Source organism: Amycolatopsis sp. lyj-109, assembly GCF_046548995.1.
Lineage (GTDB): Bacteria > Actinomycetota > Actinomycetes > Mycobacteriales > Pseudonocardiaceae > Amycolatopsis.
Genome location: NZ_JAJPWR010000003.1, coordinates 453891 through 480842, shown reverse-complemented (window position 1 = coordinate 480842; position 26952 = coordinate 453891). Strand labels below are relative to the sequence as shown.

The following is a 26952-nucleotide window of genomic DNA, read 5'->3' as shown; positions in this document are numbered from 1 at the left end:
GCGGCTTGTCGTGAGTGGTAATTCGGGTTAGAACCCTAATTACCACTCACGACAAGGTGACCACCCTCTCAAGTGCGCTGGGTCGCCGCCTTGAGCGCCGCCTTCGCGGCCTCGGGCGCCCCCAGCGTGTCGAGTCCGAACAACGCCGCCCCCACCACGGGGTTCACGTCGACGACGTGGACCACCGCGCGCGGCGCCACCTTCAGGCACCGCTTCTCGATCTCGGCGATCACCGGCGCGCCGACGCCGGTCAGCACACCGCCGCCGAGGACGATCTCCGGGGCGTCCTCGGTCAGGTCCAGCTCGCGGAGGATCACCGCCGCGAACACGCTGACCTCCTCGACGAACCGCGTCACGATGTCCTGCGCGACCTCGTCCCCGGCCGCCGCGACCTCGAACAGCAGCGGGCACAGGCCGTGGATCGACGCCGGGTCGATCTCCTCGAAGTGCAGGCCCTGCACCACGTCCAGCAGCGTCGGCTGCCCGAAGTAGCGCGCCACGGCAGGCCGCAGGGCGGTAGCAGGGCCGCGGCCGTCCTCGGCGCGCACGGCCCACCACAGCGCCTCTTCGCCGAGGCGGTAGCCGCCGCCCCAGTCGCCGGAGATCTTGCCCAGCGCGGGAAAGCGGTGCACACGGCCGTCCGGGCCGACGCCGGCGCCGTTGATCCCGGCGCCGCACACCACGGCGACGCCCACACCCGCGCTGCCCGCCCGAAGCAGCGCAAGGGTGTCGTTGCCGACGGTCAGGGTGTCGCTCCAGCCCCGGGCCGCGAGGGCCGCGTGCAGCGTCTCCTCCTCCCGGGGGAAATCGAGCCCGGCCAGGTACGCGGAGGTGTGCACGGCTTTCGGCCGCGTCCCGAACGTGGAGTAGGCCTCCAGCACCAGTTCCTCCAGCGCCGCCACACAACCCGCGACGCCGATGTTCTGCGGCGACGCGCCGGGGCCGCGTGAGGACCCCAGCACCACGCCGTCTTCCGAGATCACCAGGACCTCGGTCTTGCTGTTGCCGCCGTCGATCGCGATGATGGCAGGCTTCATCCGCGCGCCCAGGGCAGGTACTCGCGGTTGATCTGCACGAGCGAGTCGGCGAGCGTGTCGGCCTTCGCGTACTGGCCGACCAGCGGGTGCGCCAGCAGGGCGTCGGCGACGCGGTCACGGCCACCCTTCAGCGCCGCCTCCAAAGCCAGGAACTCGTACGCCGCCGTCGCCGAGATCAGGCCCGAGTACCGAGGCTCCACCGGCGGCTGCGGAATCGGCGTCGCACCCTTCGAGTCCACAGTGGACCGGGCTTCGATGACGGCGTCGTCCGGCAGGAACGGGAAGGTGCCGTCGTTGCGGACGTTCACCACGTGCTCCTCGGCCGGCCCGCCCGCGGTCAGCGCGTGCACCAGCTGCACGGCGGCCTCGGAGTAGTACGCGCCGCCACGCTTTTCGAGAGACTCCGGCTTGGTGTTCTGCTCCGGGTCGAGGTAGATCTTCAGCAGCTCTTCCTCGACGTCGGACACGACGTCTGCGCGCGGCCGCTCGGTGCGCTGCTTGGTGACCTGCTCGTCGTGCGCGTAGAAGTACTTCAGGTAGTACGACGGCACGACGTTCATCCGCCGCAACCACTTCTCCGGGACACTCACCTCGTTCGACAGGTAGCCGAGGTGCTGATCGAGCAGCTCCGGCAGCCGGTCGACGCCGTCGACGAGCGCGCCGCGCTCCCAGCTCAGGTGGTTGAGGCCGGTGTGCACGAGCTTGACGTCGTCCGCGCCGACACCCAGGAGCTTCCCGAACTGGCGCTGCAGGTTGATGGCGACGTTGCACAACCCGACCGCGCGATGCCCCTCGTTGAGCAGGGCGCGCGTGACGATGCCGACCGGGTTGGTGAAGTTGACGATCCACGTATCGTCTCCGGCGATCTTGCGGACGCGGTCGGCGATGTCGAGCACCACCGGCACCGTGCGCAGCGCCTTCGCGAGGCCGCCCGCGCCGGTCGTCTCCTGGCCGACGCAGCCGCAGGCGTGCGGGAACGTCTCATCGGACCGCCGCGCCCGCTGTCCGCCGACGCGCAGCTGGATCAGCACGGCGGAAGCGCCGTCGACGCCTTCTTCCAGCGACTGCGTCGTCCGGACCTGCGCGGGGTGCCCGGCGTGCGACAGCAGCCGCTGACTGAACCCGCCGACGGCGTCGGCGCGGTAGGCGTCCGGGTCGACCAGCACGATCTCGTCGACGTCCAAAGTGGACCGGCGGCCGGCGATCCCGTCGATCAGCTCCGGCGTGTAGGTGGACCCGCCACCGACGACTGCCAGCTTCATCCCTTGACCCCCGTGAATGTGATGCCCTTGACGAACGACTTCTGCGCGAAGATGAACAGCACGATCACCGGCGCCATGATCAGCGCGGTCGCCGCCATCGTCATGTTCCACTCGACGTGGTGCATGCCGCGGAAGGACGCGATGGCCAGCGAAAGCGGCCAGTGGTCCTGGTCTTCGCCGGTGTAGAGCAGCGGCCCGAAGTAGTCGTTCCAGGTGAACAGGAAGCAGAACATGGCGGTGGCCGCGATCCCGGGCTTGGCCATCGGGATGAGCACGCGGTACATCGCCTGGAACTCGTTGCAGCCGTCGATCTTCGCGGCTTCGAGGTAGTCCTTCGGAATGGTGAGGAAGAACTGTCGGAGCAGGAAGATCGAGAAGGCGTCGAAGAAGAAGTACGGCACGATCAGCGGCACCAGCGTGCCGGTGAGCCCCATCCGGACCCACAGGTCGTACAGCGGCACGACGGTGACCTGCGGCGGCAGCAGCATCGCCGCCACGGTCAGCATGAAGAACAGGTTCTGCCCGCGCCACCGCAGCTTCGCCAGCGCGTACGCCGCCGGGATCGCCGAAAGCAGCGCGCCCGCCGTCGCCAAGGCCGAATACAGCAGGCTGTTGCCGAAGTATTCGAGCAGCGGCGCCTTTTGGAACACCTTGACGAAGTTTTCGAAGTGCCATTCCGTCGGCCACAGACTCGCCGTCATCGCCTGGTCGCTCGCCATCACCGCGGTGAGGAACACGAACAGGAGCGGCAGCATGAAGATCACGCCGAGCGCGATCCCGATCGCGTGCGTGGCGATGAAGGACAGCCGTTTGTCCCAATTGCGCTTGAACCGCACCTTCGGCGGTACGCCCGCTTCGCGCTGCGGCGCTTCGGCCACGGCGGTCATGCGCCCTCCTCTTGATGCTGGGACTTCCGGAGCTGCCGCACGAGAATCCAGGTGAAGCCCGACGAAACGATGAACAGCAGCACCGCCATCGCCGCCGCGTACCCCATGTTGAAGTAGCGGAAGCCCTGGACGTACAGCCAGATCGGATACGTCAGCGTCGAATTCTGCGGCGCGCCGATGAGTTTCGAGTTCCCGGCGACGTCGGCTGTGCCTGCGCTCGCGGAAGCCGCGACGATCGCCTGGGTGAAGAACTGCAGGGCGTAGATGATCGAGTTGACCACGCCGAACAGGAGCACCGGCGAGATCGACGGCAGCGTGACGTGCCAGAACCGGCGGATCGGGCCTGCCCCGTCGAGTTCGGCGGCCTCGTACTGCTCGGTCGGGACGTCCAGCAGCGCGGCCAGGATGATGATCATCAGCTCGCCGGAGCCCCACAGCGCCAGCAGCGTCAGCGCGGGCTTCGACGTCTCCGGGCTGTTGAACCAGAGCGGGCCGTCGACGCCGACGAGCCGCAGGAACCGGTTGACCGGGCCGAACTCCGGGTTGAACACGAAGACGAACGCCAGGGTGGCCGCCGCCGGCGGGGCGAGCGTCGGCAGGTAGCAGAGCGTCCGGACCAGCCCGACGCCCGACTTGAGCCGCGAGATCACCGACGCGATGCCGAGGGAGAACGTCACCCGGCAGACCGTCAGGACGACCACCAGCCACAGCGTGTTGTACGCGGCCGTGCCGACCAGCGGCTCGGTGGTGAACATCCGGATGTAATTGTCGAAGCCGATGAACTGCGGCGGGTTGATCAGGTCGTAGCGGGTGAAGGAGTAGTAAACCGTGGCGATCAGCGGGTAGCCGAAGAAGATCAGGAACCCGAGGAACGCCGGGGCCATGAAGAACAGGACGGTGCGGCGGCGCTTGGCCCGGCGGGCCCCCGCCCGCACCTTCGCAGGTGCGGACGGGGAAGCCTGTTCGGCGAGCGTCGTCATCCGCCCGCGCCCTTCTGCTTGAGTTCGTCGTTGACCTGCGCGTCGACCTTCGCCAGGCCCGCGGTCAGGTCGGGGATCGAACCGGCCTGCCACTTCTCGGCGAAGTCGTTGACCGCCTTGAGGTGCGCGTCGCCGATCGGGGTGGTCTGGTTGGCGACCAGCTTGCCGCTGTCGTAGATGTCGAGGAACGTCTTGAACTGCGGCTGCAGGTCCAGCTTCGGCGAGGTCAGCGACGCCTTGGTGCTGGGCACGTTCTTCAGGCCGTTGGCCATGTCCACCAGGGTGTCGGTGTCCAGGGTGACCTGCTTGATCAGCTCCCACGCGGCGCCGGGGTTCTTGGCGCCCTTGGGGATCGCGATGATCGTGCCGGTGGTGAAGCCGCCGCCGTAGTGGTCGGCCATGCTGTCGAGCACCGGCGCCGGCGCGGTGGCGTAGTTCAGGGTCGGCGTCTGGTCCTTGAGGAACGCGGTGCGGAACTCCCCGTCGTAGATCATCGCCAGCTTGCCCTTGTGGAAGCCGTTGTCGGCGGAGTACTCGTCACCGAGGCCGGCTTTGAACTGCTCGACCTTGTCGTGGCCGCCGAGGAAGTCGATCATCTTCTTCTGGAACTCGAACATCGCCTTCCACCCGGGGTTGGTGGCGAGGTCCGACTTGCCGTCCGCGCCGAGGAAGGGCGCGCCGAAGTTCGGTGCCCAGTACTGGGCCTGGTTGCCGTAGAACGGCATCGAGGGCAGGAAGCCGGCGACCTTGATCGAGCCGTCCGGGTTGAACTCGGTGAGCTTCTTGGCGTCCTCGAACCACTCCGTGGTGGTCTTCGGCGGCGAGGTGATGCCCTTCGCCGCGAACATGTCCTTGTTGTAGTAGAGCCCGTAGACGTCGGCGAGCATCGGCATCGCGCACCGCTTGCCCTGGTACTCGGTGTAGTTGCGGACCGCGTCCGGGATCTGGTTCAGGTCGATCTTGTCGCGCTCGATGTAGGGCTTGAGGTCCTGGAAGCTGCCGGTGGAGCACCAGGCGCCGAGGTTGTCGGTGTAGAACGAGATCGCGACGTCGGGCGGGTTGCCGCCGCGGATCGACTGGGTGAGCTTGTCGTCGTCCTGGTTGCCCTCGTGCTTGATCTCGATGTTCGGGAACTTCGCCTTGAGCTTGTTCAGGCCCGCGGTGACCACGCCGTACTCGCGGTCGGTGAACTTGGAGTACACGGTGAGCGTGAGCTTGTCGTCCTTGCCGGGCGCGGCGGCCGTGTCACCCCCGCTCGGGGCGGCGGCGCCGGAACAGGCGCTGGTCAGCAGGACGGACGCCGCGGCGGCGGCCACCAGCAGGGCGCCGCGGCGGGTCCGGGTGGTCAGGGGCATGGCCCTCCTCCTCATCGGTTGGGGCTAGTCGGTCGGGGACGGGTGCTGTCGCCCTCGGGCCTGCGCGACCCGAGGAGCGTGGGGGTGATGACGCCGAAGACGTCCTCACGGGTGGTGGCGAGCGCCGACTGCAGCGCGCCCGCGCGAACGGCGTTGCCCTGCACGGAAGCGCAGCCGACGGGCGTGCGCGGCAGGACGAGTTCGTGCAGCTTTTCCTGGACGAGCGTGGCGAAGTCCTCCCCGCCGGCCCGGCTGGTGTCGCCGCAGAGGAGTACGAGCTGGGGGTCGGCGACAGCGACGAGGTTGGCGACGCCACCGGCGACCCTTCGGGCGAGATCGTGTCGGAAGGGATGGTCCGATCCGGTCTTCGCCACGGCTTCCCAGGCGGTGTCGGCCTGGATGCCGTGGGCGGCGGCAAGCCGGCAGATGGCGGGCGAGTCGACCAGGTTGCCGAACCGGGCGCCAGCCTCGGGCCAGACGTCCCCGGTGTCCACGGTGGCCGGATCGGGCACCCGCATCCAGTCGATCTCGCCGCCCCCGCCGGTGGCGCCGCGCAGCAGCCGCCGTCCGATGACGACGGCACCGCCGACGCCTTCGGACAGCCAGACCATGACGAAGTCGTCGACGTCCTGGGCCCGCCCGACGGTCATCTCCTCGACCGCGACCAGGTTGACGTCGTTCTCGATGAGGACGTCGACGCCGAGTTCGTCGCTGAGCTTCTGCGGGACGTCGAAGCCGAGCCAGCCGGGGATGTGCGGGGCGGAGGAGAGCAGGCCGGTCCGCGGATCGAACGCCCCCTGCGCGCCGATCACCACGTGGGCCAGGTCTTCTCGCCTGATTCCGGCTTCTTCGGCGACTTTGCTGAGAGCTTCGCCGAAGGTCCCGACGACGTCGGCGCCCGCGTGCACGGGCAGCGGCGTCCGGTACTCGGCGAGCACGACGCCGGCGACATCGGCAACGACGAAGTCGGCAACGTGCGGCGTGAGATCGACGGCGGCGACGACGGCGAGGCCGCCGTTGGCCGCCCAGAGCTGCGCCCGCGGCCCGCGGCCACCACCCCGAACGCCGGCTTTGACGACGAGGTCGTCCAGTTCGAGCCGGGTGAGCAGCTGCGCGGTGGCGGGCTTGGAGAGCCCGATGGCGAGCTCGAGCTCGGCCCGCGTGAGCGGGCCCTCCCGCAGGAGGACCTCGATGGCGGCGCGATCGTTGATCTCGCGCAGCATCCGCGGGCTACCGGCTCGCACTCGTCCTCCGGACTTAATTAGGATACTTTACAGACGGTTTCCGGGGACTGTAGTGAGCCGCGGCACAGCCGTCAACGGGCCTGGGAAACGGCCGGGTAACGCTTGGGGCGGCGCTGGGCCACCTGGCCGAAACACCGGTGAACGACTTCCGCCGGCCGGCCCGGGCCTGGTCAGCGGATTTCCGCTTGCCCGGCGCGGGATGCTGGAGGCATGGACGTCGTGGCGCAGCGGGTGCGGACCACCTGGACCAAGCGGATCGAGCACGGTGACCTGCGATGACCACGTTCGGCCCGCCCGACGACGTCCTCGGCTGTCCCGTGCCGATCGCGCGGTTCGTCGCGCGGACGGACCTCGCCGTCGTCGCGCTGCAGCACGTCGTCGCCTACTCGACAGGCTGCTCCCTGATCGTGCACCTGGCCATTCGCCGCGGACCGCTGGACCACGCAACCTGGGAGCGCATCGACAGCAGTCACGCGGGCGGGTATCCGGGCCCGACCGACGCGGGCCTGCAGTTCCGGGTCGACCAGGGCGCACTGGTCGACTTCGGCGGCGGGGCGAGCAGCAACGACCAGAGCTACCAGGGCGACCGGCGGCTCTGGTTGTCGCCCCTGCCGGCCGAGCCGTTCGAGTTCAGCGTCGAGTGGCGGAAGGTCGGGCTCGCCCGCACCGCCATCACGCTCGACGGCCGAGCCATCGCCGAGGCGGCAAGGCGGGCGGAACCGTACTGGCCGTGACCGCACCGGCGCATACGCCTCGTCAACGCCCTGGGGAACGGCCGGATAAGAATGCCTTCTCGCAGGTGGCCCGTCAGGCGTCGACGGCCTGGCGTTGGATCACGAGGTCGGCGTGGTCGGCGGCGGCCCGGCCGGCTTCCCAGCCGACGCCGTTGGTGATCGCCGTCGTCCGCTCGACGACGTGGTGGAACATCGTCTCGAAGGTCTCTTCGACCACGCGGGAACGGGCCGCGAGCACCGGCAGAAGCCGCTCGTCTTCGACCGGGTCGTGAGCGCGCCGCCCGGCCTCTTCCAGGCGTTCGCCGATCCGGACGGCGTAGGAAACCAGGAACGAATGCCGGAAGGACCGGGTTCGCGAGGTTCCGGCGCGAGTGGTCTGGCTGCCATGGGCGACCATCGCGCGGGTGGCCTGCACCTGCAGCGAAGTGGCCAGCAGCTCGGTGATTTCAAGGTCCGTCTCCGCACCCACCAGCGCGACGAACCCCAGCTTGGCGTAGAAGACCGTCCGGCACCGGTTCGCTTCGGCGATGGCGCCGACCAGATGCGACTTGGCCTCGACATACGGAGCGTCCAGCCACAACCGGGTCGAGGCGGCCGTCTGCTTGCGGTCTGTGTCGGCGTCGAGGAGGGCCCGCTCGAACGAGTACCGGTTCATCAGCTCCTGCGCCTTGGCGGAGAGAGCTTCGGCCTCTTCGGGGAACTCGGTCGACTCCGCCTTGGCCAGCAGGCCCCTGACCCGGGCAAGAACCTTCTGGTCGACACCATGACCGGTCTGAGCCGGCCGGACCCCGGCCGAGCCCGGCGGCGGCAGGATCACCGGCAGTTCCGGCAGCATCGACAGTTCCGCCAGCAGCGTGACCATCGTGAGCAACGCGTCGTCGACAGCGACGCCGGCCCGGTCGGCCCACTGCAGCAGCTGCGGCCGGTCCCGGTCCCACCAGCGCTCGGCACCGAGAGCACGCACCTGTTCCGCCCATCGATCGTCCACAGTAGACGAAGCGTGTTTCGCGGCATCCGCGGCGATGGCGTCGAGCAGGAGGCTCGTCGCCGGCGCCGGGCAGGTGCGGCGGCTGTGCTGCCACAGGTCGACGGGCGTCCAGCCCGCCTGCCAGAGCCCGCCGAGCAGGATGTCCATCGCCATCGCCGCACCGGTTGCCGCCACCCGCGGCCCGGCCGCCGTCGGGCCCCTCAAGACGGTCCGGGCGAACTCCGCCGCCGCGGTCTCGTTGCCGGACGCCTGCGCGTGAGCCGCGTGGAGCAAGGACTGTGCGACCAGCTCGGGCGGGATCGATTGCGGCATCGTGAACTGTTCGCCACCGTCGGCGAAATCGTACCGAGACGGGGTGGGTCCGCGGCCCTGCCTGGTCCGCTTCTTGGCCGCCCGCTTTTCGCGGTTCCGCTTGCCCATCAGTACTCCCTCAAGCAGCCTTCGTCCAGCACCTACGGACGGTCGAGACCGCCCTGCGCAACTGAAGATCCGAGCGGTTACTCCTCCGCGTCCGCCCAGGCCTTGAGCATCACGCGGGCGATCGACGAATTCCCCGGCAGGATGATCTCCGCCGCCCCGTCGGCGATCGGCGTCGGCTTCGAACCCTCACCGCGCACCGAACTGTTCTCGAACGCCGCGCGCGCCTCGGCCCGCGACACCCACAGCGCCTCTTCGATCTCGCCGTCCGCGGGCACCAGCGGCGCGAACCGATCCGCCCGCGCCGTGAAGCCCAGCATGATCGATCGCGGGAACGGCCACGGCTGGCTCCCCAGGTACCGCACGTCCGAAACCGCCGCGCCGACCTCCTCGCGGATCTCCCGGACCACGCACGCCTCGAGGGACTCCCCCGCCTCGACGAACCCCGCCAGCACCGAATACCGGCCCGCCGGCCAGATCGGCTGGCGCGCCAGCAGCACGTGGGACCCGTTCACCCCCTCCGCCGAGTGGACCAGGCAGATCACCGCCGGGTCCGTGCGCGGGTACTCCTCGCGGCCACACCCCGTGCACTTGCTCGCCCAGCCGAACTGGATCAGCTCCGTCGCGCTGCCGCAGCGGGTGCAGAACTTCGCCTGGCGACGCCAGAAGCGCAACGCCTGTGCCGTCGTGAACAGCCCGGCCGACGTGTCGTCCAGGAGGTCTCCGTACCCGCGCAGCTCGACCCAGACCTCGCCGTCCGCGCGGGGGACCTCCTCCACGAAACCCCAGCTGCCCGCCATCTTCACCGTGTCGGCCTCGCCGGACGGGCCGCCCGGCAGCGACCAGTAGTCGACGTCCTGCCACTCGCCGAGGAACACCGCGTCCGCCGGCGGCGAAGCTCCGAAGTCGACGGCCTTCCGGAACGCCAACGTCGACGCGCCTGCGACCACCGGGGTGCGCCCGGCGTCGTCCAGCAGGACGACCCGGGCGTCGGCCCACCGCGATACCAGCCGCGACGAGTTGGTGCGCAAGCCTTCCTGACGGTCCACTGTGGACCGGGACAGGGTCGGCAGCGCACCGAGGGTGAACGGGACGGACATCAGGCCGGCTCGCCCACGACGACGTCGCCGAGGGCCAGGAGTTTGCGCTCCAGCACCGCCGCGTCGCCGACCACCACGCCCGTGAACCGCTTGGGCGCGAAGTACTCCAGCGCGGCTTCGGCGACGTCGTCCGCGGTCACCGCGGCCACCCGCGCCGGGTGCTCGTTCAGCCACTCCAGGCCCAGCCCGGTCGAGGCCAGCGCCAGCACCTGCCCGGCCAGCCCGGACTGCGACGACGTCGAGGTCAGCAGCGAGCCGATCGCGTACTGCCGCACCGACTCCAGCTCGTCGCCGGACGGCGGGACCTGGCCGAGGCGGCCCAGCTCGTAGCGGGTCTCCAGCAGCGCCGGGGCCGTCGCGTCGGTCGCGGTGTCCGCGTCGACGTTGACCACCGCGGTGCCGTCGGTGAACTCGAACCCGGAGTGCGCGGAGTACGTGTACCCCTTGTTCTCGCGGATGTTCTCCACCAGCCGCGACGAGAAATACCCGCCGTAGGCCAGGTTCGCCAGCTGCAGCGCCGCGTAGCCCGGGTCCGTGCGCGGCACGGTCTGCGCCGAGAGCCGGATCTGCGACTGCACCGCTCCCGCCCGCGGCACCAGGAGCACGCTCGGCCCGGTCAGGTCCGGCAGCGGCGGCAGCCGGACGGCGGAGCGGTCCGACGCCCAGCCGCCGAACACCTTCTCCAGCTCGCCGATCACCCCGGCCGGGTCGAGGTCGCCGACCAGCACCATGACCGAACCGCGGGGCAGCACGGACGCCTGGTGCAGCGCCCGGACCTGCTCCGGCGTCACGACGGCGACGTCTTCCGCGCGCGGGACCTCGCGCGTGGCCGGGTGGTCGCCGTAGCGGTGCTTCTGCAGGGCCTCCCGCGCGATCGTGCGCGGCTGGGTGCGCGAGACGGCGATCCGCTCGACCAGCCGCTCCTTCTCGCGCGCGATCTCCTCGTCGGCGTACGTCGCTCCGGTAAGGACGTCGCCGAGCACGTCGAGGAACGTCGGCAGCTTGTCGGCCAGCGCGGACCCGTTGAGCACCAGGCGTTCCGGGTCGACGCCGGCGCCGATGTCGCCGCCGATGAGAGCCAGCTCGGCGTCGATCTCGATGCGGTTGCGGCGGGCTGTGCCGGTCAGGATCGTCTCGGCGAGCACCTCGGCGATCGCCGGGTGCAGCGCGTCGTCACCCGCGAACGGGATCCACAGCCGCGCCTCGACCATCGGCACGGTCGCCTTGCGCACGGCCACCACGCGCAGGCCGTTCGCCAGTGTGGTGTCCACATGGGACAGGTCGGCGGCGGCCCGCTGCTCGCCGAGCGGCGGCAGCGGCCGCGGCCCCCGCGCGGTGCGGCCGATCTCCTCCGCGCTGCGGTGCGTTGCTGAAGTCACTGCTCGTTGTTCCCTTCCGAAGCGGGCTTGACCACCAGCACGGCGCGCGCGTCCGGGCGCAGCGCCTTCGCCGCCGCCGAAACGGCTTCCGCGGTGACGGCGGACATCCGGTCCGCGAGCCGGTACACCAGCGACGCGTCGCCGTAGAGCAGTTCGAACGAGCCGAGGGCCAGGGTCCGGGAGACCAGCCTGTCGTGCTCCGAGTGCAGGCTCGCCGTCCAGCGGGCGGTGACCTTGCGCAGCTCTTCCTCGCTCGGCGGGGTCTCGGCGAGCTTCTCGAGCTCGTCGTCGAGCGCGGCGAGCACGCGCTCGCGGGGCACCTCGTGCGGGTGGATCAGGGTGATGGTGAACGTGTCCGGGTCGCGGGCCTCGAACGGGCCGAACAGCCCGGCGCCCGCCCCGATGTCGACGACCAGGGGCTCGCGGTGCACCAGCCGCTGCTGCAGGCGCGAGCCGTCGCCGTCGGTGAGCACCCCGGCCAGCACGAGGTAGGCCAGGTAGCTGTCGACGTCGTTGATCGGGTCCGGCATCCGGTAACCGATGCCCAGCGCGGGCAGCGGGGCGTGCGCGTCTTCGATCTCGCCGCGCAGCTCGGTGGTCGGCAGCGGCTCGGCGAAGGACGGCCGCTGCGGCGCCGGCCGGTGCGGGACGTCGCCGAAGTGGTCCTCGATCAGCTTCTTGGCGTTGTCCACTTCGAAGTCGCCTGCCACCGTGAGCACGGCGTTCGCCGGCGCGTAGAAGGTGTCGAAGAACGCCGCGCAGTCGTCGACCGTGGCGCTTTCGAGGTCCTCGAAGCCGCCGTAGCCGTTGTGCGCGTTGGGGAACGTCGAGTACAGCACCGGCGGCAGGGTGATCCACGGGAACCCGCCGTAGGGCCGGTTCAGCACGTTGAGCCGGATCTCTTCCTTGACGACATCGATCTGGTTCGCCAGGTTCTCCGCCGTCAGCTTGGGCGCGCGCATCCGGTCGGCTTCGAGGAACAGCGCCCGCTCGAGCGCGGCGCTCGGGAGCACCTCGAAGTAGTCGGTGTAGTCCGGGTGGGTGGACCCGTTGAAGGTCCCGCCGCTGGACTGCACGTGCCGGAAGTGCGCGAGCTTCTCCAGGCTCTCCGAGCCCTGGAACATCAGGTGCTCGAAGAGGTGTGCGAAACCGGTGCGCCCCTCCGGCTCGGAGCGGAAACCCACGTCGTAGTGCACGCTGACGCCGACCACCGGCGCGGTCGCGTCGGGGGCGAGAACCACCCGCAGACCGTTGTCGAGGGTGTATCGGACGAGCTCGGGATCGGCCATGGCCCCACCCTACGACGACCCCGCGTTTCCCGGCGTCCCGGCTCGTGAGTGGTAATTCGGGTTCTAACCCGAATTACCACTCACGAGGCTTTGGAGGTGACCACGGCGGGCGGCGGCGAACGTCCCTGCCAACGCCGTCGCGAAGGATCCGGCCTGGTCAGGGGTGATTTCGCCGGCGTGCCAGTAGACCGGCGGCGGGTGCTCCAGGCCGTCGAACGCGGCCACCCAGGACGCCAGTTCGCCCAGAGCGAGCGCGTACGGCAGGCCCCGGGAGAAGACCAGCTCGCGCTGCGGCTCGTCGAGGTCCTCGGCCCGGGTGGCGGTGACGCCGCGGAGCCGGCGAGCGACCTCGGCGCCCGCTCGCCGCCGCGCGGGCAGGGCGGCCGAGGTGGCGACGGCGGCGACCCCGGCCAGGGCGAGGATCACCCCGAGCTGGGCGTACCCGACGGTCAACGCCAGCAGCACCGTCAGGAACACGCCGTAGCAGACGATCCGGATCCCGGCCCGGCGAAGCCGCCGCGCCGCGAACCAGCCTCGCCGGACGAGGTCGGCGTCCAGCTCGGCGCGGGGGATTTCGACGCGTCGCTGCCGCAGTTCGGCGAGCGTCACCGGCTCGTCCGGGACGACGGCTTCGTAGACGGCACTCTCGAAGGCGGTGAGGTGCTCGTCGGGCGGGTTGCGGCGGGCCAGCCGCCAGCCTCCGTCCTCGGCGGTCACCCAGAGGTAGTTGCGGACGGCGAGGTCGAGCACGGTGGCGGCCAGGTCCACCGCCCCGGCCCGGCCGTGCAGGAGGACGCCGACGTGCCCCGGCAGCACCCCGGCCGGCGAAGCGAACTCACCCGGCACTTTCACGTGAAAGTGCCCACCTGGGGGCGTCGCTTTCACGTGAAAGCGACGCCGGCGGGCGAGGAGGACCCAGGTGGTCAGGAGCAGCAGGAGGGCGGCGAAGGCCGCCCAGGACCAGGCGACCGGGGTGGTGAGCACGAAGGCGCCGGCGATCGTCTTCGCCGGGACCAGGACTTCGTCGGCGGGCACCGTGCCCGCGGGCAGCTCGACGGTCGCCGTCATCCGGTCGCCCGCGGCGAGGTTCTGCTGGCTGAACCGGGTCAGCCCGGCGTGGTCGATCTGCGCGGCCGCGCACGGGACGTCGGAATCCGGCGGGCCGGCGAGGCAGTCGACGGCGGTCGGGATCTTCGGTGCCGCGAAGGAGGCACGGAGGAACTTCAGCTCGGTGTTCCAGCCGCCGGCCAGCTCCCAGGTGACCCGGTCGCCGGCGACCGCACCGTCCACTGTGTACCGGATGATCGACGTGCCCGGGGTGAGGTGGACGGTGAAGGCACCGGAGTCCACGCTCGCCGTCCCGCTGCCTTCCAGGACGACGTCGCGGACGCCGTAGACGCGGTCGCGGTGGTGCGGCGCCGGGACCCGCAGGACGACCCGGCGGTCCATCGTGACGCCGTCGGGGACCGAGATCGCTTCGGCGACCGACAGCGAGCCGTCGCGCTGGACCTTGAGCTGGATCTCGGCGCTCTGCGGCACGGTGGGCAGGGGCGGCTGGTCCGCGGGGACGGCGGCCAGCGCGAGCGCCAAGAGCGCCCCGGCCAGCACGGTCAGCGGGCCGCGGCGGCGGCGAGCACGCCGTCGAGCGCGGTCAGGAACGACGGGAAGTGCGCGCCGAACCGGCGCAGGTCGGGCTCGGCCTCCATGCCGCCGTACCAGTACAGCCCGGCCGAGCCGTCGGCCGACGGGTTGAGCCCGGCGAAGGCGCCGAGCCAGCGTTCGGTGTCGCCCAGCACGACCGCGTACGGCAGCGAGCGGGAGAACACCAGCTCGCGGTCGGCGGGCGGGATGTCGTCGGCCCGCGCGGTGTGCAGGTAGTCGAGCAGGCCGCGGACCTGCCCGGCCAGCGCCCGGCCGCGGGCGGTGCGGGACGGCAGCAGCGCGGCCACCGCGACGACGGCGAGCCCGGCGAGCGCGACGGCGACGCCGAGCAGCGCGTACCCGGCCGTGAAGGTGAGCACCGCGGTGGCGACCAGGCCGAGGGTGAAGATCCCGGCGCCGAGCCAGGTCAGCCGGCCGCGGGCGGTGTCCGGGCGGCGCGAGAACCAGCGCTTGCTGACGACGTCGGCGTACATCGCGTCGCTGATCCGGCGCAGGTCGAGACCGCCGCGGGCGCGCAGCTGCGACACCAGCACGGCGTCGGTGCCCGGCGGCAGCAGGGTTTCGCAGACGGCGCGTTCGAAGTCGTGGAGGTGCTCGTCCGGCGGGTTTCGGCGGGCGATCTGCCAGTCGTGTCCGTTCGGTCCCGGGACTTCCGCCAGCCACAGGTAGTTGCGGACGGCCAGGTCGACCACGGTGGCGCTGATGTCGACGACGTCGACGGTCTCGTCGACGACCGTGCCGACCTGGCCGGGCAGCACGCCGTCGGGACTGGCGAAGAAGACGCGGTCGCCGTCGCGCAGGAGGACCTCGACCGGGCCGGTGGCAGTGCGCAACGCGCCGGCGTCCTGCCTGCGGCGCCGCCACACGAAAAGGGCGGCCGCGACAAGGAGGGCGAGCAGGACGGCGAAGGCGATTCCGGTCAGCGGCGTCAGCGCGAAGGCGTTGGCGAGCAGCCCGATGTCGGCGAACCGCGCGTTCGCCGGCGTGGTGTCCGCGGGCAGGCCGACGAGGAGGTCGACGCGGTCGCCGGGGCGGACGTCGTTCTGTTCGAGCCGCACGACGCCGGTGTGGTCGAGCTCGGCGAGGGTGCAGCGCTGGTTCGAGCCGACCGGACCGGCGAAACAGTCCACAGGGGACAATTGGGGTGCCGGCGCGAGGAAGGACGCGGTGAGCTTGGCCAGCGGGGTGTCGAAGCCGCTGGCGACCTGCCACCGGGCTTGCTGGCGGCCGTTCTGGTCGGCGATGGCGCCGTCGACGGTGAACGTGGCGCTGCTGGTCCCGGCGGGGAAGGTCAAGACGAGCTGGTCGCCGGTGAGCTCGCTGGTGGCTCCTTCGGTCCTGACGTCCCGGACGCCGAAGACGCGGTCCTGGTCGTCGCTCGCGGGGACCTTGAGCGGGACGCGCGAGACGAGCTGCTGTCCACCGGGGACGGTGACGTGTTCGGTGACGGCGAGGGTGCCGTCGCGCAGGACCTTGAGGGCGACGTCGGCGGTGGCGCCCTCGGGCCGGACGTCCTGCCCGGTGAACTGCTGGGGCTTCTTGACCTGGTCGGCGGGCAGGTTCGGCAGCACAGGCCCGGCGGAGGGCCCCTGCGCGGCGGCGGGCCCGGCGGACGCCAGCACGGCCGCGACGACGATCGCGGCGGCGGCCCCCCATTTCATCGACACAGCACCACACCCTAGAGCACCCGATCTATGCTGACGCCCGGAACGGCGCGATCACCGCAGGTACGCCGCTTCCGACGGGGAAATCGCACGGGGGGGGTTCCGCTCGATGACGCACGGCCCGCAGGGTCCTGGTCCGCACAGTCCCGGCCCGAACGGCCCGCAGGGTCCCGGTTCGCACAGTCCCGGCCCGAACGGCCCGCAGGGTCCCGGTTCGCACGACCCGCGCCGCCCGCAGCCGCCGGGCCGGCCGCCGTCGCCGCCACCGGGAGCGCGGCCCCTGCCGCCGCCGGGGGTGCGGCCCCTGCCGCCGCCGGGGGTGCGGCCCTTGCCGGGGCAGGGTGGGCCGCCGGGCCGCTTCGGCGCGCCGGACCGGCAGCCGCCCGCCTCGCCTGGCAGCGCGGGTACTCCCGGGCCGCCCACCCCCTTCGGAACCCCCGCGCAGCAACCGCCCGGTCCCGGCGGCGCACCCGGTCCGGGCGGCGCCCTCGCGCCCGGTGGGCCGTTCCCGGGTCAGGGCCGGCCACCGTACGGCCCGCCCACCGGACCGTTCGGCCGCCCCCTTCCGCCGCCCGCGCGGGCTCCCCTGCCCCCGCCGGCCACCGCGCCGCCCGTCTTCACCCCGGGCTACGCCGGGCCGCCCGGCTTCGGGCCCCGGTTCGCGCCCGGCTACACCCCCTACGTCGCCAAGAAGTCGAACACCGGCGTCATCGTCGCGGTCGCCATCTTTGCGATCGTGGCCGTCGCGGGTGGGCTCATCGCCGCCGTTGCGTTGTCCGGCAACCACAAACGGCACGTCGCCGACGCCGGCTACTCGAGCACCTACCCGACCACCTCCGACGAAACCACCACCGAAGCGACAACCACCGCGACCACGTCGCCGGCCGAGGAAACGACGACCGCCCGCACCACCGAACGCCGGACGCCGGCCTCCCAGCCGCCGGCCGGCCCCCGCTCGGTCGCGGCCACCGGGGACAACCCGCTCTTCGGCCGCGCAGACTACGGCCTCCAGAACGTCTCGTGCTCGCTGAGCCGCTGGGCCACCGACCAGAACAGCGTCACACGCTTCTTCCAGTCCGGCATCGGCTGCCTCGACGCGATGTGGTCGCGCCTGCTCGGCGCGGTCGACCTGCCGTTCCGGTCGCCGAAGGTGTCGGTGCCGCGGTCGCTGTCGGAATCGTCGACCCCGTGCGGCAGCGGCGGCACCACGACCGGCGTCACGCCGTTCTACTGCTCGGCGAACGACACGATCTATCTGCCGATGGACCGGATCGAACTCGACGTGTGGGGCAACCACCCGGGCCCGTACCTGTCGATCCTGACCCACGAGTACGGCCACCACGTGCAGAACCTGTCCGGCATCACCGAGGCGTTCGCCGGGCAGCGGTACGACGCGGGTGCCGACTCCGCGGCCGGCCTGGAACTGTCGCGGCGGATGGAACTCGAGGCGCAGTGCTTCTCCGGCATGTTCCTCGGCTCGGCCTCGGTGTCCGGCGGCTCGGTCGACAAGAACATCTACAACGAAGCCTGGAACGCCCAGGACCGCGGCGACGACTACGCCCGCAACGGCAAACGCGACCACGGCAGCGCCAGGCACAACATCAGCTGGTGGCAGCAGGGGGCTACGAAGAACCGCAACCAGCAGTGCAACACGTGGCTTTCGCCCTCGGGTGACGTCTCATAGCGGCTAACCGGACTCGGGCAGGGCGTCGCCGGTGTCGCGGGCGTCGAGGTCGCCGACCTCGCCGTCCTTCGCCGCGCGGCGGCCGAGCGTGAAGACGTAGACCAGGAAAGCGATTTCCACCACGACGCCGATGCCCACCCGCAGCCACGTCGGCCAGCCCGACGGGGTCACGAACGCCTCGATCACCCCGGACACGAACAGCACGCACGTCAGCCCGAGCGCCGTCACCACCACCGACCGGCCCTGCTCGGCGAGCGCCGCCGTGCGGGAGCGGCGGCCCGGGTCGATCACCGTCCAGCCGAGCCTCAGGCCCGTGCCCGCCGCGACGAACACCGCCGTCAGCTCCAGGAGGCCATGCGGGAGCAGGAGGCCGATCATCACGTCGCCGCGGCCGGCCGCGCTCATCGCGCCGATGATCATCCCGGCGTTGAGCGAGTTCAGCCAGAGCGCGCCGATCACCGGCAGGCCCAGCGCGACGCCGAGGAACAGGCAGGTCGCCGCCACCCAGGCGTTGTTCGTCCACACGCGGGCCGCGAAGGACGCCGCCGGCCCGGTCGAGTAGTAGGTTTCCGCGTCCCCGCCCGGCTTGGTCAGCTCGCGCAGTTCGTCCGGGGTCCCCAGCGACGCCCGCACGAGCGGGTCGCGCGCGACCCAGACGGCGATCACCGCCATCACCGCGATCGACACCAGCGCGGCCGGGATCCACCAGCGCCGCGACAGGTAGACCGCGGCGGGGAACCGGCGCGTGAAGAACAGGCCGACTTCGCGCCAGGCCGGGTTGTGCGAGCCGGAGACCGCCGACCGGCCGCGGGCGACCAGATCCGACAGCCTGCCGAGCAGCGCCGGGTCCGGCGCGACCGACCGCACGATCGACAGGTGCGTCGCGGTCCGCTGGTAAAGCGTCACCAGCTCGTCGGCTTCCGGCCCGGTCAGCTTGCCGCCGCGCCGGATCAGCTCGCCGAGCCGGGTCCACTCCCCCGCGTGTGCGGCAACGAAGACGTCCACATCCACACCGGCCACCCTATCCGTCTATACGCTGGACCTCGTGCACGAGGAATCGGAGCTGGTCACCGGCGAAGCGGTCGTCCTGGACCTGCGCGTGGCCAAGCTCGCCAGCCGCGCGCTGGCGATGGCGCTGGACGTGCTCGTGCAGCTCGCGCTGCTGCTGGCGGCGTCGATGGTGCTCTCGTTCGTGACGCCGGACGCCGACGAATCGCTCTTCCTGACGCTGCTGCTGGTGTTCGTGGTGCTGGTGATGGTCGGCTACCCGGTCATCTTCGAGACGCTCACGCGCGGCCGCTCCCTGGGCAAGATGGCGGTGGGACTGCGGGTCGTGCGCGTCGACGGCGGCCCGATCCGCTTCCGGCACGCCCTGGTCCGCGGGCTCGCCGGCTTCGTCGTGGACTTCTGGGCGCTCGGGCTGTTCGGCGCGGTCGCGGTGATCGTGTCGCTGTGCTCGTCGAACGGCCGCCGCGTCGGCGACTTCCTGGCCGGGACGCTGGTGGTTCGCGAGCGGGCCCCGGACGGCCCCGGGTACACGGCGATCGGCATGCCGCCGGGCCTCGAGGGCTGGGCGTCGCAGCTCGACCTGACGCGCCTGCCGGACGACCTCGCGCTGGCGAGCCGCCAGTTCCTCGCCCGGTTCCGCGAGCTGCGGCCGGAGGCGTCGCACGCGCTGGGCTGGGGGCTCGCGCAGCAGGTGGGGAACGCGCTCGGCACGCCGGTGCCGCCCGGGGTGCCGCCGTGGGCGTTCCTGTCGGCGGTGCTGGCGGAGCGGCGCAACCGCGATCACGCGCGGGCGTTCCAGGCGTACGCGGCCCAGGCGCAGGCCCGGCCGGGCTATCAGCCGACGGGTCCGGTGTCGCCTTGGCCGGCGCCGGCTCAGCCCCACCCGGGGCCGCCGCCGGCGTCGCCTTGGCCGCCGGCGGGGCCGCATCCCTCCGGCCCTCAGTTCGTGGCGCAGCCGGATGCGCCGACGCCGCCGTCCGGGACGCCGGTGCCCGCCGAGAACCCGTTCACCCCGCCGAGCTGACCGGCGCTACGAACGTCCCGAGCGTGCGGAACGGGTCGACACGCGTGATTGGCGGGTCGACACGGTGAAGCGCAGTCGTGTCGACCCCAGGATCACGCGTGTCGACCTTCGGATCACGCGTGTCGGCTTTCCGATCACAGCCGCCCGGCGGCTTTCAAGGCCAGGTACCGGTCCGCCAGCGCCGGGGGCAGTTCCTCCGGGACCGCGTCCACCACGCTCACGCCGTACCGCACCAGTCGCTCGGTCACGCGACGGCGCTCGGCCGTCGTGCGGGCGGCCGCCGCCGCGTCGTAGACCGCTTCCGCGTCTCCGCGGGCCGCCAGCATCTCCGCCACCCGGGGGTCCGCCACCGACGCCACCACCAGCTCGTGCCGCCCGGTCAGCGAACTCAGCACCGGGAACAAGCCTTCTTCCATCGGCGCCGCGTCCAGCCCGGTCAGCAGCACGACCAGCGCCCGGCGGCGGGTCCGCTGGAGCACCTCCGCGATCATCCCGCGCGCGTCCGTCTCGACCAGCGACGGCTCGAGCGGCGCCATCGCGTTCACCAGCGACGTCAGCAACGAAGCTCCCGACGAGCCCTGCACCGCCGCCCGCAGGCGCCGGTCGTAGGCCAGCAGGTCGACGCGGTCGCCGGCCCGGGACGCCAGGGCCGCCAGCAGCAACGCCGCGTCCATCGCCGCGTCGAGGCGGGGCGCGTCGCCCACCCGGCCCGCCGAGACGCGGCCGGTGTCGAGGACCAGCACCACCTGCCGGTCGCGCTCGGGACGCCAGGTCCGGACCATGACGTCCGCCGCCCGCGCCGTCGCCCGCCAGTCGATGGACCGGACGTCGTCGCCGATGACGTACTCGCGCAGCGAGTCGAATTCCGTGCCCTGACCGCGGATCAGCACCGCGTTGCGGCCGTCGAGCTGCTGCAGCCGCGCCAGCCGCGACGGCAGGTGCTTGCGGCTGTGGAACGGCGGCAGCACCCGGACCGTCCACGGCACCACGTGCGAACCCTGCCGGGCGGCCAGGCCCAGCGGCCCCACCGACCGGACCGTCACGCGTGCCGCCGTCCGGTCGCCGCGCCGGGTCGGCCGCAACGCCGTCACCAGGGCACGCCGCTCCCCCGGCGGAACGCGCAGGGCGTGCCGATCCGCCGCGCCCGCGCTCGGCGGCCACGCGTCCCGCAACTGCCCGCGCACGGCCCGCCGGCCCGGGTTGGCCACCACGAGCGTCACCTCGCACGGCTCGCCGAGCCGGACCGAAGTGTCGCCCGAGCGCGAAAACGTCAGTGCCCGCACGCTTCCGGCCAGCACGAGGTCGACGACGACGAGCACCAGCAGTCCCGCGCCGACCGCCAGGATCCCGGTGGTCGACGGCAGGAGCAGCCCGACCACCAGTGCGCCGACCAGCGCCAGCAGCCCGAGCCTTCCGGTCAACGCCATGGCGGCTCGCCTTCGCTGGGCCCGCTCGTGAGTGGTAATTCGGGTTCTAACCCTAATTGCCACTCACGACCAGCCGCGGCAGACCGCATCAGCATGATCACCGCGGCACGGGCACGGACGCGAGCACGCGGTCCAGCACGCCGTCCGCGGTGACGCCCTCGAGCTCGGCCTCCGGCCGGACGTCCAGGCGGTGCCGCAGCGCGGGCCGGGCGAGGGCCTTGACGTCGTCGGGGGTCGCGTAGTCGCGCCCGGCGAGCCAGGCCCACGCGCGGGTCACCGCCAGCAACGCCGTGGCGCCACGCGGGGAAACGCCGATCCGCACCGAAGGCAGCGACCGCGTCGCCCGGCACAGGTCGACGACGTACCCGATCACCTCGGGCCCGATCGTCACGCGGGCCACGGCTTCGCGCGCCGCCGCGAGTTCCGGCGCCCCGGCGACCGCCTTCAGGCCCGCCGCCGCCAGGTTGCGCGGGTCGAAGCCCTGCGCGTGCCGCCACAGGATCCCGATCTCGTCCTCGCGCGAGGGCGCCGGCATGGTCAGCTTGAGCAGGAACCGGTCCAGCTGCGCCTCCGGCAGCGGGTAGGTGCCCTCGTACTCCACCGGGTTCTGGGTGGCGATCACGATGAACGGGTCCGGCAGCGGCCGCGACTTGCCGTCGAGCGAGACCTGCCGCTCCTCCATCGCCTCCAGCAGCGACGACTGCGTCTTCGGCGGCGTCCGGTTGATCTCGTCGGCGAGCAGCAGGTTCGTGAACACCGGCCCCTCGCGGAAGGAGAATTCGCCGCTGTGCGCGTCGTAGACGATCGACCCGGTGACGTCGCCGGGCATCAGGTCCGGCGTGAACTGCACGCGCGTGGTCTCCAGGTCCAGCGCCGCGGCCAGGGCCCGCACGAGCAGCGTCTTCGCCACCCCCGGGACGCCTTCGAGCAGCACGTGCCCCCGGCAGAGCAGCGCCAGGATCAGCCCGGTGACGGCGGCTTCGTTGCCGACGACGGCCTTGCCGACCTCGGCGCGCAGCGCGATCAGCGCGTCGCGGGCCCCGGTCGCGTTCTCGGTACCGCTGGTCAAGTTCGCCCTGCCTCTCGTTCCACCCTGTCCAGTTCGCCGGCCAGCCGGACCAGCGCGGAGTCGTCGGGCACCGGCGGGCCGTAGAGGACCGCGCCGATGTCGTTCGGCAGCCGGCCGGTCCGCGTGCTCACCGACTCCACCAGCGCCGCCGGGTCGGCGTCGCGCGGCAGGCCCAGCGCCGTCCGCAGCCGGTCGCGGGCCGCTTCCCGCAGCGTCTCACCCGCGTGCCCGGCCGCCTTCGCCCGCCGGTACAGCCGGGCGCGGCCCTCGGCCGTTTCGGCCGCGCGGACGACGACCGGCAGCGGCTCGGTGACCACCGGGCCGAGCCGCCGGGCCCGCCACAACGCCAGCAGGGCCACGGCGACGAACGCCTGCGCGGCCCCGTAGTACCAGCCGTCCGGGATCAGGTCGAAGATCGACCGGCGGGAGTCGTCCAGCGCCGGGTCGGAGGCGGTCGGCAGGTACCAGACGAGCTTCGGGTGCGCGCCGAGCAGGCGCAGCCCCAGCGCCGCGTTGCCCTGCTCGGCGAGCCGCGCGTTGGTCAGCGGCGCCGGCGAGCCGAGCAGCGACGTCGTGCGGTTCCCCTCGGCGAGCTGCAGCAGCGTGCCGCCGCCGTCCTCGCCGGGGTAGCACGAGCGGGCGCCGGGCGAGGCGTAGCCGATTCCGCCGAGCGTGACCTCGCCCGCCGCGACCGCCGCGGCGACCGTGCACTGCGGCTGCAGGGTCCCGACGTCGCTGCGGCCGACCGGGTGCACCAGCGGCAGCGAATCCCGCAGCGTCACCTCCCCCGGCGTCACCAGGACGACGTCGGCGGCGCGCTCCCGCAGCGCGTCGAACCGCTTCGCCGGCGCCAGATCGGGGGCGGTGACGAGCAGCGTCGCGTCTTCGCCGACCTCGGCGTCCGCTTCGGCGATCGTGCGCACGGTCCGGACGTCGACGCCTTGGTCCTTCAGCAGGTTCACGAGGGCGTGCGCGCCGCCGGGTTCGTACGACCCGGGTTCGAGGGCGCCGTAGGCCTGCTCACCGCGGCCGAGCAGGAGCAAGGCCCCGGCGACGAAGATCAGGACGAGGAGGGCGAGGGGAATCCGGGCACCACGCCAGATCCGGCGCAGGTCGGGGGAAACGGAGGTGCTCACGAGGCCGCCATGGCGACCGGCCGTTCACGGCGGCAGCGTTCGTCCAGCTCGGTCAGGGCCTGGTAGGCCGCTTCGGTGCCTTCCCGGCCGCCGTAGTGGACGTCGTCGAAGAGCCGGGCGCCCTGCCGCAGCAGGTCCGCGACGTTCGGCAGCAGCACCCCGGCTTCGGCGGCGGCCTCGTCCGCCGTCCGGCCGGAACGGGTGTCGAGCAGCGCGCGTTCCTCCAGGGCCCGCACGACGGCGCGGAAGCGGTCGCGGACGGCGTCGTCGAACCGGCCCGCGGCGGCGGCTTCCGCGGCCGACCGGCGGTAGTCGCCGGCGCTCTGCCGCTGCCCGCCGAAGACGACGCGACCGGCTCGCGCCGAGCCGGCGATCTTGCCCGTGCGCAGCCGGATCACCACGACCAGGACGACCAGCAGCGCGACGATCAGCAGCACTCCGAAGATCCCGCCAGGGACGCCTGAGGACACGCTGTTCAGCAGCTTCTCCAGCTGCTCCCCCAGCCACTGCCCGATCTCCTGCAGGAAGCTCGGCCGGGCGTCCCGGTACTTCGGGTCCGAGAGTTCTTCCTCGGCCGCGCGGCGGGCCGCGTCCCGGTCGATGTCGACCGGGACGTCCGTCAGCCGGAAGGTCACCATGCCTGCGGCGGCTGCACCCCGGCGGCGCGGGCCAGCTCGATGTCCATGCCTTCGCGGCGCATCCGCTGGTCGAGGTAGACGATCACGGTGACCAGCGCGACGAACGGGATCGCGATGGTGCCGGCGATGATCTGCCCGGCCGACGCCAGCAGCAGGTCACCGGTGCTCGGCACGGCCACCTTGCCCGGGTTGAACATCTGGCTGAACACGCCGCTGCCGATGGAGAACGGCAGCTGGATGATGTTCTCGAAGATCGACTCGATGATCCGGGCCAGCAGCAGCACGCCGAGCACCCGCCAGAACGCGCCGCTGACGAGCTTGACCGACCGCGCGAACGCCTCCCGGAACGTCCCGCGCTCGAGCACGAGCGCCGGGGCCGCGAGCGCCCAGAACACCCAGGCGAGCACGCCCGGGATGATGCAGAGCATGACGCCGATGGTGGTGAGGAGCGCGTAGACGAACGCCACGCCGAGCAGTGCCGGCAGCCGCGGCTGCACCTCGCGCCAGGCGATGCCGAAGGTGACCTCGCGGCCCAGCGCGGCGCGGCCCATCACCGTGGCCATCAGGCCGGTGGTGATGGTCAGCAGGAACGTCGAGACCAGCGACGAGGAGATCAGCACGAGGAAGGCGTCGCCGAACGTGCCGAAGAGGGCGTTGCGGAGCTCCGCCTCGGTTGCGGCGGGGCCGAGCTCGACCGTCGAGGCGAAGTCCGCCAGGTTCGCCAGCGCGTACTTCTGCACGACGAACGTGATCGCGGCGGTGATCACGGCCACCACCGCGCCGATGCCGAGCACCAGCAGCGCGTGCCGGCGGATCGCGGTGATCGCGCCGTCGAGGATGTCGCCGATGTTGAGCGGCCGCAGCGCGATCACGCCGGGCTTGCCGAGCCCGTGCGGGTTCCAGCGCGGCTGCTGGTACGGCGCTTGCTGGTACGGCGTTTGCTGGTACGGGGGCTGTTGCCCGGGGAACGGCGGCGGCGCGTCCGGCCGGTGGCCCGGCCCGTGCTGCCAGCCCGGCGGCGGGGTCGGGGGAACGGCCTGCGCGTCCGGCGCCTGCCAGCCCCGCGGCGGCGTCGCCGGTGACGCGGCGTGATCCTCGGACCGCCTCGGCTCACCCGATCCGGGGACGGGAGCCTGGGGCACGCCCTGGCTCGGAGTCGGCGTGTCGGCGCCCTCGCCGCCGGGCGCGCCACCGGTGTCTGTCATCGAAGCCCCTCGCCTGCAGTACCTGCTTGCGCCCACTCTCTCAGAGCCGCTCGCACCCGGCCAGACCTGGGGTGACGTCGGTGCGTCGTGACCGCACGCGCACGGACGGGTGCGAGACGACCCATTCCCCCGATATGCTGAATGGCGGGATCGGGTACCCCCGGTCCGTACCGAGACCCTTCGGGACTGCCTAGTGACGCAACCGCCCTCCGGCCAGGTACCGCCTCGCGGAACCGTCCAGCCGCCGCCGGTGCCGGATGCGCAACCGGATCTGCCGTGGCTGGGCCGTCCGCACACCGTGTCCGCGCCCCGGCGCCGTTCACCGGCGGCGGTGATCGGCGTCTGCCTCGGCGCGGTGGCCGTGCTGGTGCTCGGACTGGTCGCGATCGTGGCCCTCAACCGCAACGACACCCCGCTGGCCAACCCGAACCTCCGTGACGTCCCGTCGTCGCAGGACGTCCCCCCGCAGCAGCTGCCACCCGGCGGCGCGGGTGCCCCGGCGTCGGCGTCGAACCCGGCGACCGAGGAGTCGGCGCCCAGCGCGACCGGTCCGCAGAAGATCCTCAAGCTGGCCGACCACCCGATCCTGCAGGACGCCAACGCCGGCCTGGCGAACCGCGTCTGCACGCTCCCGGCCTGGCAGAGCACGCAGGCCGGCGCGGAAGCGTTCTTCACCGCCGCCAGCAAGTGCCTCGACGCGGCGTGGGGCCCGCTCCTCACGGCCTACCGCCTGCCGTTCACGCCGCCGTCGCTGCACTTCCCGACCGGCGCGAGCTTCGAGACCGAGTGCGGCACGATCCAGGTCGGCATCGCGACGGCCGCGTACTACTGCGAAAACAACCTGTACGTCCCGTTCCGCGGCCTGCAGACCGACCAGTACGGCAACAACCCGGGTGTCTACCTGGCCCTGTTCGCCCACGAGTACGGCCACCACGTGCAGGAGGTCGCCGGGCTGATGGACGCGGCCTGGCAGAAGATCTACGAGGCCGGACAGAACAGCCCGGCCGGGCTCGAGATGTCGCGGCGCAAGGAACTGCAGGCCCAGTGCTTCTCGGGGATGTTCCTCGGCGCGCACGTCGACCAGGGCGGCACGATCACCCGCGACATGTACAACAAGGCCTGGAACGACCAGGAGACCCGCGGCGACAACACCTCCCGCAGCCACGACCACGGGACGAACGCGCACTACGCGTCCTGGTGGCGGGCGGGGGCGACGAGCAACCGGATCTCCGACTGCAACACCTTCGCGGCGCCGTCGTCCGAGGTCAGCTAGCTGTTCTGGGTCGCAGCGGGATGCTCAGCCAGAGGTAGACGAACATCCCGCCGGAGAAGCACGCGAACACCAGCAGCGCCAGGCCGAGCGGGCGCCGGGCGTCGGACGCGCCCATCGACGTGTCCGCGAGGTTGACGGCGACCGGGCCCTGGTCCGGCAGCACCTCCGGCACGGCGACCTCGATGCGTTCGCCCTGGCCGTGCCCGCAGCCGTCGAGGGTGCCTTCGTGGGCCTTGCCGGCGACGGTGAACTTCACGGTTTCCTTCGCGTCCGCCTGACCGCACGGCGCCGGCTTGGTCACCTCCGCCGGCACCGGCGCACCCAGGACGTCGTTGCCGATGCCGAGCAGCCCGGGCCCGGCCAGCCAGGCGAGCAGCACGACGAGCACGCCCGCCGCGGCCGGGATCGCCACCGTGGGCCACCTGAGGGCGAGGGATCGCGGGGGCACCCGGTCATGGTTCCAGATCCCGCGGGCAAAACCCAGGTGCCC

23 protein-coding genes are annotated in these 26952 nt (G+C 72.0%); 4 read left to right on the top strand and 19 right to left on the bottom strand.

Annotated features, from left to right (window positions below; all coding sequences use genetic code 11):
* Positions 1–68: 68 nt before the first annotated feature.
* From ACLJQF_RS09680 to ACLJQF_RS09655, 6 genes are read right to left on the bottom strand one after another with little or no spacing between them, the layout of a single operon-like run.
* A complete protein-coding gene (locus ACLJQF_RS09680; RefSeq protein WP_410607877.1) occupies positions 69–1037 on the bottom strand; it encodes an N-acetylglucosamine kinase in 969 nt (322 codons plus the stop codon).
* Positions 1034–2299: a 6-phospho-beta-glucosidase gene (locus ACLJQF_RS09675; RefSeq protein WP_410607876.1), complete on the bottom strand. Its 1266-nt coding sequence runs from the start codon at positions 2297–2299 to the stop codon at positions 1034–1036. The genes ACLJQF_RS09680 and ACLJQF_RS09675 overlap by 4 nt, the downstream gene beginning before the upstream one ends.
* Entirely contained in the window at positions 2296–3186 is an 891-nt protein-coding gene (locus ACLJQF_RS09670; RefSeq protein WP_410607875.1) for a carbohydrate ABC transporter permease, read from the bottom strand. The genes ACLJQF_RS09675 and ACLJQF_RS09670 overlap by 4 nt, the downstream gene beginning before the upstream one ends.
* Positions 3183–4166 (bottom strand): carbohydrate ABC transporter permease, encoded by a 984-nt coding sequence (locus tag ACLJQF_RS09665; protein WP_410607874.1) that lies wholly within the window; start codon positions 4164–4166, stop codon positions 3183–3185. Before ACLJQF_RS09665 ends, ACLJQF_RS09670 begins: the two co-directional genes overlap by 4 nt.
* Entirely contained in the window at positions 4163–5521 is a 1359-nt protein-coding gene (locus ACLJQF_RS09660; protein WP_410607873.1) for an extracellular solute-binding protein, read from the bottom strand. The genes ACLJQF_RS09665 and ACLJQF_RS09660 overlap by 4 nt, the downstream gene beginning before the upstream one ends.
* A gap of 11 nt (positions 5522–5532) precedes the next feature.
* Complete coding sequence (locus ACLJQF_RS09655) at positions 5533–6744, bottom strand: ROK family transcriptional regulator (RefSeq protein WP_410607940.1); 1212 nt, start codon at positions 6742–6744, stop codon at positions 5533–5535.
* Between the two features lie 296 nt (positions 6745–7040).
* On the opposite strand from ACLJQF_RS09655, the gene ACLJQF_RS09650 reads away from it, so the two are divergent.
* Positions 7041–7499: a hypothetical protein gene (locus tag ACLJQF_RS09650; protein ID WP_410607872.1), complete on the top strand. Its 459-nt coding sequence runs from the start codon at positions 7041–7043 to the stop codon at positions 7497–7499.
* Positions 7500–7572: 73 nt separating this feature from the next.
* Here the strand turns inward: ACLJQF_RS09650 and ACLJQF_RS09645 are convergent, their stop codons facing one another.
* The 6 genes from ACLJQF_RS09645 to ACLJQF_RS09620 form a co-directional block, all read right to left on the bottom strand.
* The gene (locus ACLJQF_RS09645) at positions 7573–8907 is read right to left on the bottom strand and encodes a DUF2786 domain-containing protein (protein ID WP_410607871.1); all 1335 of its coding nucleotides are present in this window, start codon (positions 8905–8907) and stop codon (positions 7573–7575) included.
* Positions 8908–8984: 77 nt separating this feature from the next.
* A complete protein-coding gene (nudC, locus tag ACLJQF_RS09640; RefSeq protein WP_410607870.1) occupies positions 8985–10004 on the bottom strand; it encodes an NAD(+) diphosphatase in 1020 nt (339 codons plus the stop codon).
* Positions 10004–11383 (bottom strand): M16 family metallopeptidase, encoded by a 1380-nt coding sequence (locus ACLJQF_RS09635; protein ID WP_410607869.1) that lies wholly within the window; start codon positions 11381–11383, stop codon positions 10004–10006. The genes nudC and ACLJQF_RS09635 overlap by 1 nt, the downstream gene beginning before the upstream one ends.
* Complete coding sequence (locus ACLJQF_RS09630; RefSeq protein ID WP_410607868.1) at positions 11380–12672, bottom strand: M16 family metallopeptidase; 1293 nt, start codon at positions 12670–12672, stop codon at positions 11380–11382. The genes ACLJQF_RS09635 and ACLJQF_RS09630 overlap by 4 nt, the downstream gene beginning before the upstream one ends.
* Before the next feature lie 63 nt (positions 12673–12735).
* Positions 12736–14280, bottom strand: a complete 1545-nt coding sequence (locus ACLJQF_RS09625) for a DUF2207 family protein (protein ID WP_410607867.1) — start codon at positions 14278–14280, stop codon at positions 12736–12738.
* Between the two features lie 2 nt (positions 14281–14282).
* Positions 14283–15995, bottom strand: coding sequence for a DUF2207 family protein (locus tag ACLJQF_RS09620; RefSeq protein ID WP_410607939.1), 1713 nt, complete (start codon positions 15993–15995; stop codon positions 14283–14285).
* Positions 15996–16107: 112 nt separating this feature from the next.
* Between ACLJQF_RS09620 and ACLJQF_RS09615 the strand changes: the two genes are divergently transcribed.
* Positions 16108–17682, top strand: coding sequence for a neutral zinc metallopeptidase (locus ACLJQF_RS09615; RefSeq protein WP_410607866.1), 1575 nt, complete (start codon positions 16108–16110; stop codon positions 17680–17682).
* A gap of 3 nt (positions 17683–17685) precedes the next feature.
* On the opposite strand, the gene ACLJQF_RS09610 is transcribed toward ACLJQF_RS09615, so the two are convergent.
* A complete protein-coding gene (locus ACLJQF_RS09610; RefSeq protein WP_410607865.1) occupies positions 17686–18693 on the bottom strand; it encodes a stage II sporulation protein M in 1008 nt (335 codons plus the stop codon).
* Between the two features lie 34 nt (positions 18694–18727).
* Between ACLJQF_RS09610 and ACLJQF_RS09605 the strand changes: the two genes are divergently transcribed.
* On the top strand, positions 18728–19714 hold the full coding sequence (locus ACLJQF_RS09605) for an RDD family protein (protein WP_410607864.1): 987 nt from the start codon (positions 18728–18730) through the stop codon (positions 19712–19714).
* 134 nt (positions 19715–19848) lie between these two features.
* Here ACLJQF_RS09605 and ACLJQF_RS09600 read toward each other — a convergent pair whose 3' ends face one another.
* From ACLJQF_RS09600 to ACLJQF_RS09580, 5 genes are all read right to left on the bottom strand, one after another.
* Complete coding sequence (locus tag ACLJQF_RS09600) at positions 19849–21141, bottom strand: DUF58 domain-containing protein (protein WP_410607863.1); 1293 nt, start codon at positions 21139–21141, stop codon at positions 19849–19851.
* Between the two features lie 97 nt (positions 21142–21238).
* Entirely contained in the window at positions 21239–22210 is a 972-nt protein-coding gene (locus ACLJQF_RS09595; protein ID WP_410607862.1) for an AAA family ATPase, read from the bottom strand.
* Complete coding sequence (locus ACLJQF_RS09590) at positions 22207–23346, bottom strand: DUF4350 domain-containing protein (RefSeq protein ID WP_410607861.1); 1140 nt, start codon at positions 23344–23346, stop codon at positions 22207–22209. The genes ACLJQF_RS09595 and ACLJQF_RS09590 overlap by 4 nt, the downstream gene beginning before the upstream one ends.
* Entirely contained in the window at positions 23343–23984 is a 642-nt protein-coding gene (locus ACLJQF_RS09585) for a DUF4129 domain-containing protein (protein WP_410607860.1), read from the bottom strand. The genes ACLJQF_RS09590 and ACLJQF_RS09585 overlap by 4 nt, the downstream gene beginning before the upstream one ends.
* A complete protein-coding gene (locus ACLJQF_RS09580) occupies positions 23978–25189 on the bottom strand; it encodes a hypothetical protein (RefSeq protein ID WP_410607859.1) in 1212 nt (403 codons plus the stop codon). The genes ACLJQF_RS09585 and ACLJQF_RS09580 overlap by 7 nt, the downstream gene beginning before the upstream one ends.
* Before the next feature lie 250 nt (positions 25190–25439).
* Here ACLJQF_RS09580 and ACLJQF_RS09575 point away from each other — a divergent pair, with 250 nt between their 5' ends.
* Entirely contained in the window at positions 25440–26462 is a 1023-nt protein-coding gene (locus ACLJQF_RS09575; RefSeq protein ID WP_410607858.1) for a neutral zinc metallopeptidase, read from the top strand.
* Here the strand turns inward: ACLJQF_RS09575 and ACLJQF_RS09570 are convergent.
* A complete protein-coding gene (locus ACLJQF_RS09570; RefSeq protein WP_410607857.1) occupies positions 26455–26874 on the bottom strand; it encodes a hypothetical protein in 420 nt (139 codons plus the stop codon). The two genes, ACLJQF_RS09575 and ACLJQF_RS09570, sit on opposite strands and share 8 nt — an antisense overlap.
* Between the last annotated feature and the right edge of the window lie 78 nt (positions 26875–26952).

Excerpts from the sequence above, each read along its gene's own strand:
- ACLJQF_RS09650 (WP_410607872.1), top strand. The coding sequence starts at position 7,041 with ATGACCACGTTCGGCCCGCCCGACGACGTCCTCGGCTGTCCCGTGCCG.
- ACLJQF_RS09645 (WP_410607871.1), bottom strand. The coding sequence starts at position 8,907 with ATGGGCAAGCGGAACCGCGAAAAGCGGGCGGCCAAGAAGCGGACCAGG.
- nudC (WP_410607870.1), bottom strand. The coding sequence starts at position 10,004 with ATGTCCGTCCCGTTCACCCTCGGTGCGCTGCCGACCCTGTCCCGGTCC.
- ACLJQF_RS09675 (WP_410607876.1), bottom strand. The coding sequence starts at position 2,299 with ATGAAGCTGGCAGTCGTCGGTGGCGGGTCCACCTACACGCCGGAGCTG.
- ACLJQF_RS09580 (WP_410607859.1), bottom strand. The coding sequence starts at position 25,189 with ATGACAGACACCGGTGGCGCGCCCGGCGGCGAGGGCGCCGACACGCCG.
- ACLJQF_RS09680 (WP_410607877.1), bottom strand. The coding sequence starts at position 1,037 with ATGAAGCCTGCCATCATCGCGATCGACGGCGGCAACAGCAAGACCGAG.
- ACLJQF_RS09630 (WP_410607868.1), bottom strand. The coding sequence starts at position 12,672 with ATGGCCGATCCCGAGCTCGTCCGATACACCCTCGACAACGGTCTGCGG.
- ACLJQF_RS09655 (WP_410607940.1), bottom strand. The coding sequence starts at position 6,744 with ATGCTGCGCGAGATCAACGATCGCGCCGCCATCGAGGTCCTCCTGCGG.
- ACLJQF_RS09670 (WP_410607875.1), bottom strand. The coding sequence starts at position 3,186 with ATGACCGCCGTGGCCGAAGCGCCGCAGCGCGAAGCGGGCGTACCGCCG.
- ACLJQF_RS09585 (WP_410607860.1), bottom strand. The coding sequence starts at position 23,984 with ATGGTGACCTTCCGGCTGACGGACGTCCCGGTCGACATCGACCGGGAC.
- ACLJQF_RS09620 (WP_410607939.1), bottom strand. The coding sequence starts at position 15,995 with ATGAAATGGGGGGCCGCCGCCGCGATCGTCGTCGCGGCCGTGCTGGCG.
- ACLJQF_RS09660 (WP_410607873.1), bottom strand. The coding sequence starts at position 5,521 with ATGCCCCTGACCACCCGGACCCGCCGCGGCGCCCTGCTGGTGGCCGCC.
- ACLJQF_RS09615 (WP_410607866.1), top strand. The coding sequence starts at position 16,108 with ATGACGCACGGCCCGCAGGGTCCTGGTCCGCACAGTCCCGGCCCGAAC.
- ACLJQF_RS09600 (WP_410607863.1), bottom strand. The coding sequence starts at position 21,141 with ATGGCGTTGACCGGAAGGCTCGGGCTGCTGGCGCTGGTCGGCGCACTG.
- ACLJQF_RS09665 (WP_410607874.1), bottom strand. The coding sequence starts at position 4,166 with ATGACGACGCTCGCCGAACAGGCTTCCCCGTCCGCACCTGCGAAGGTG.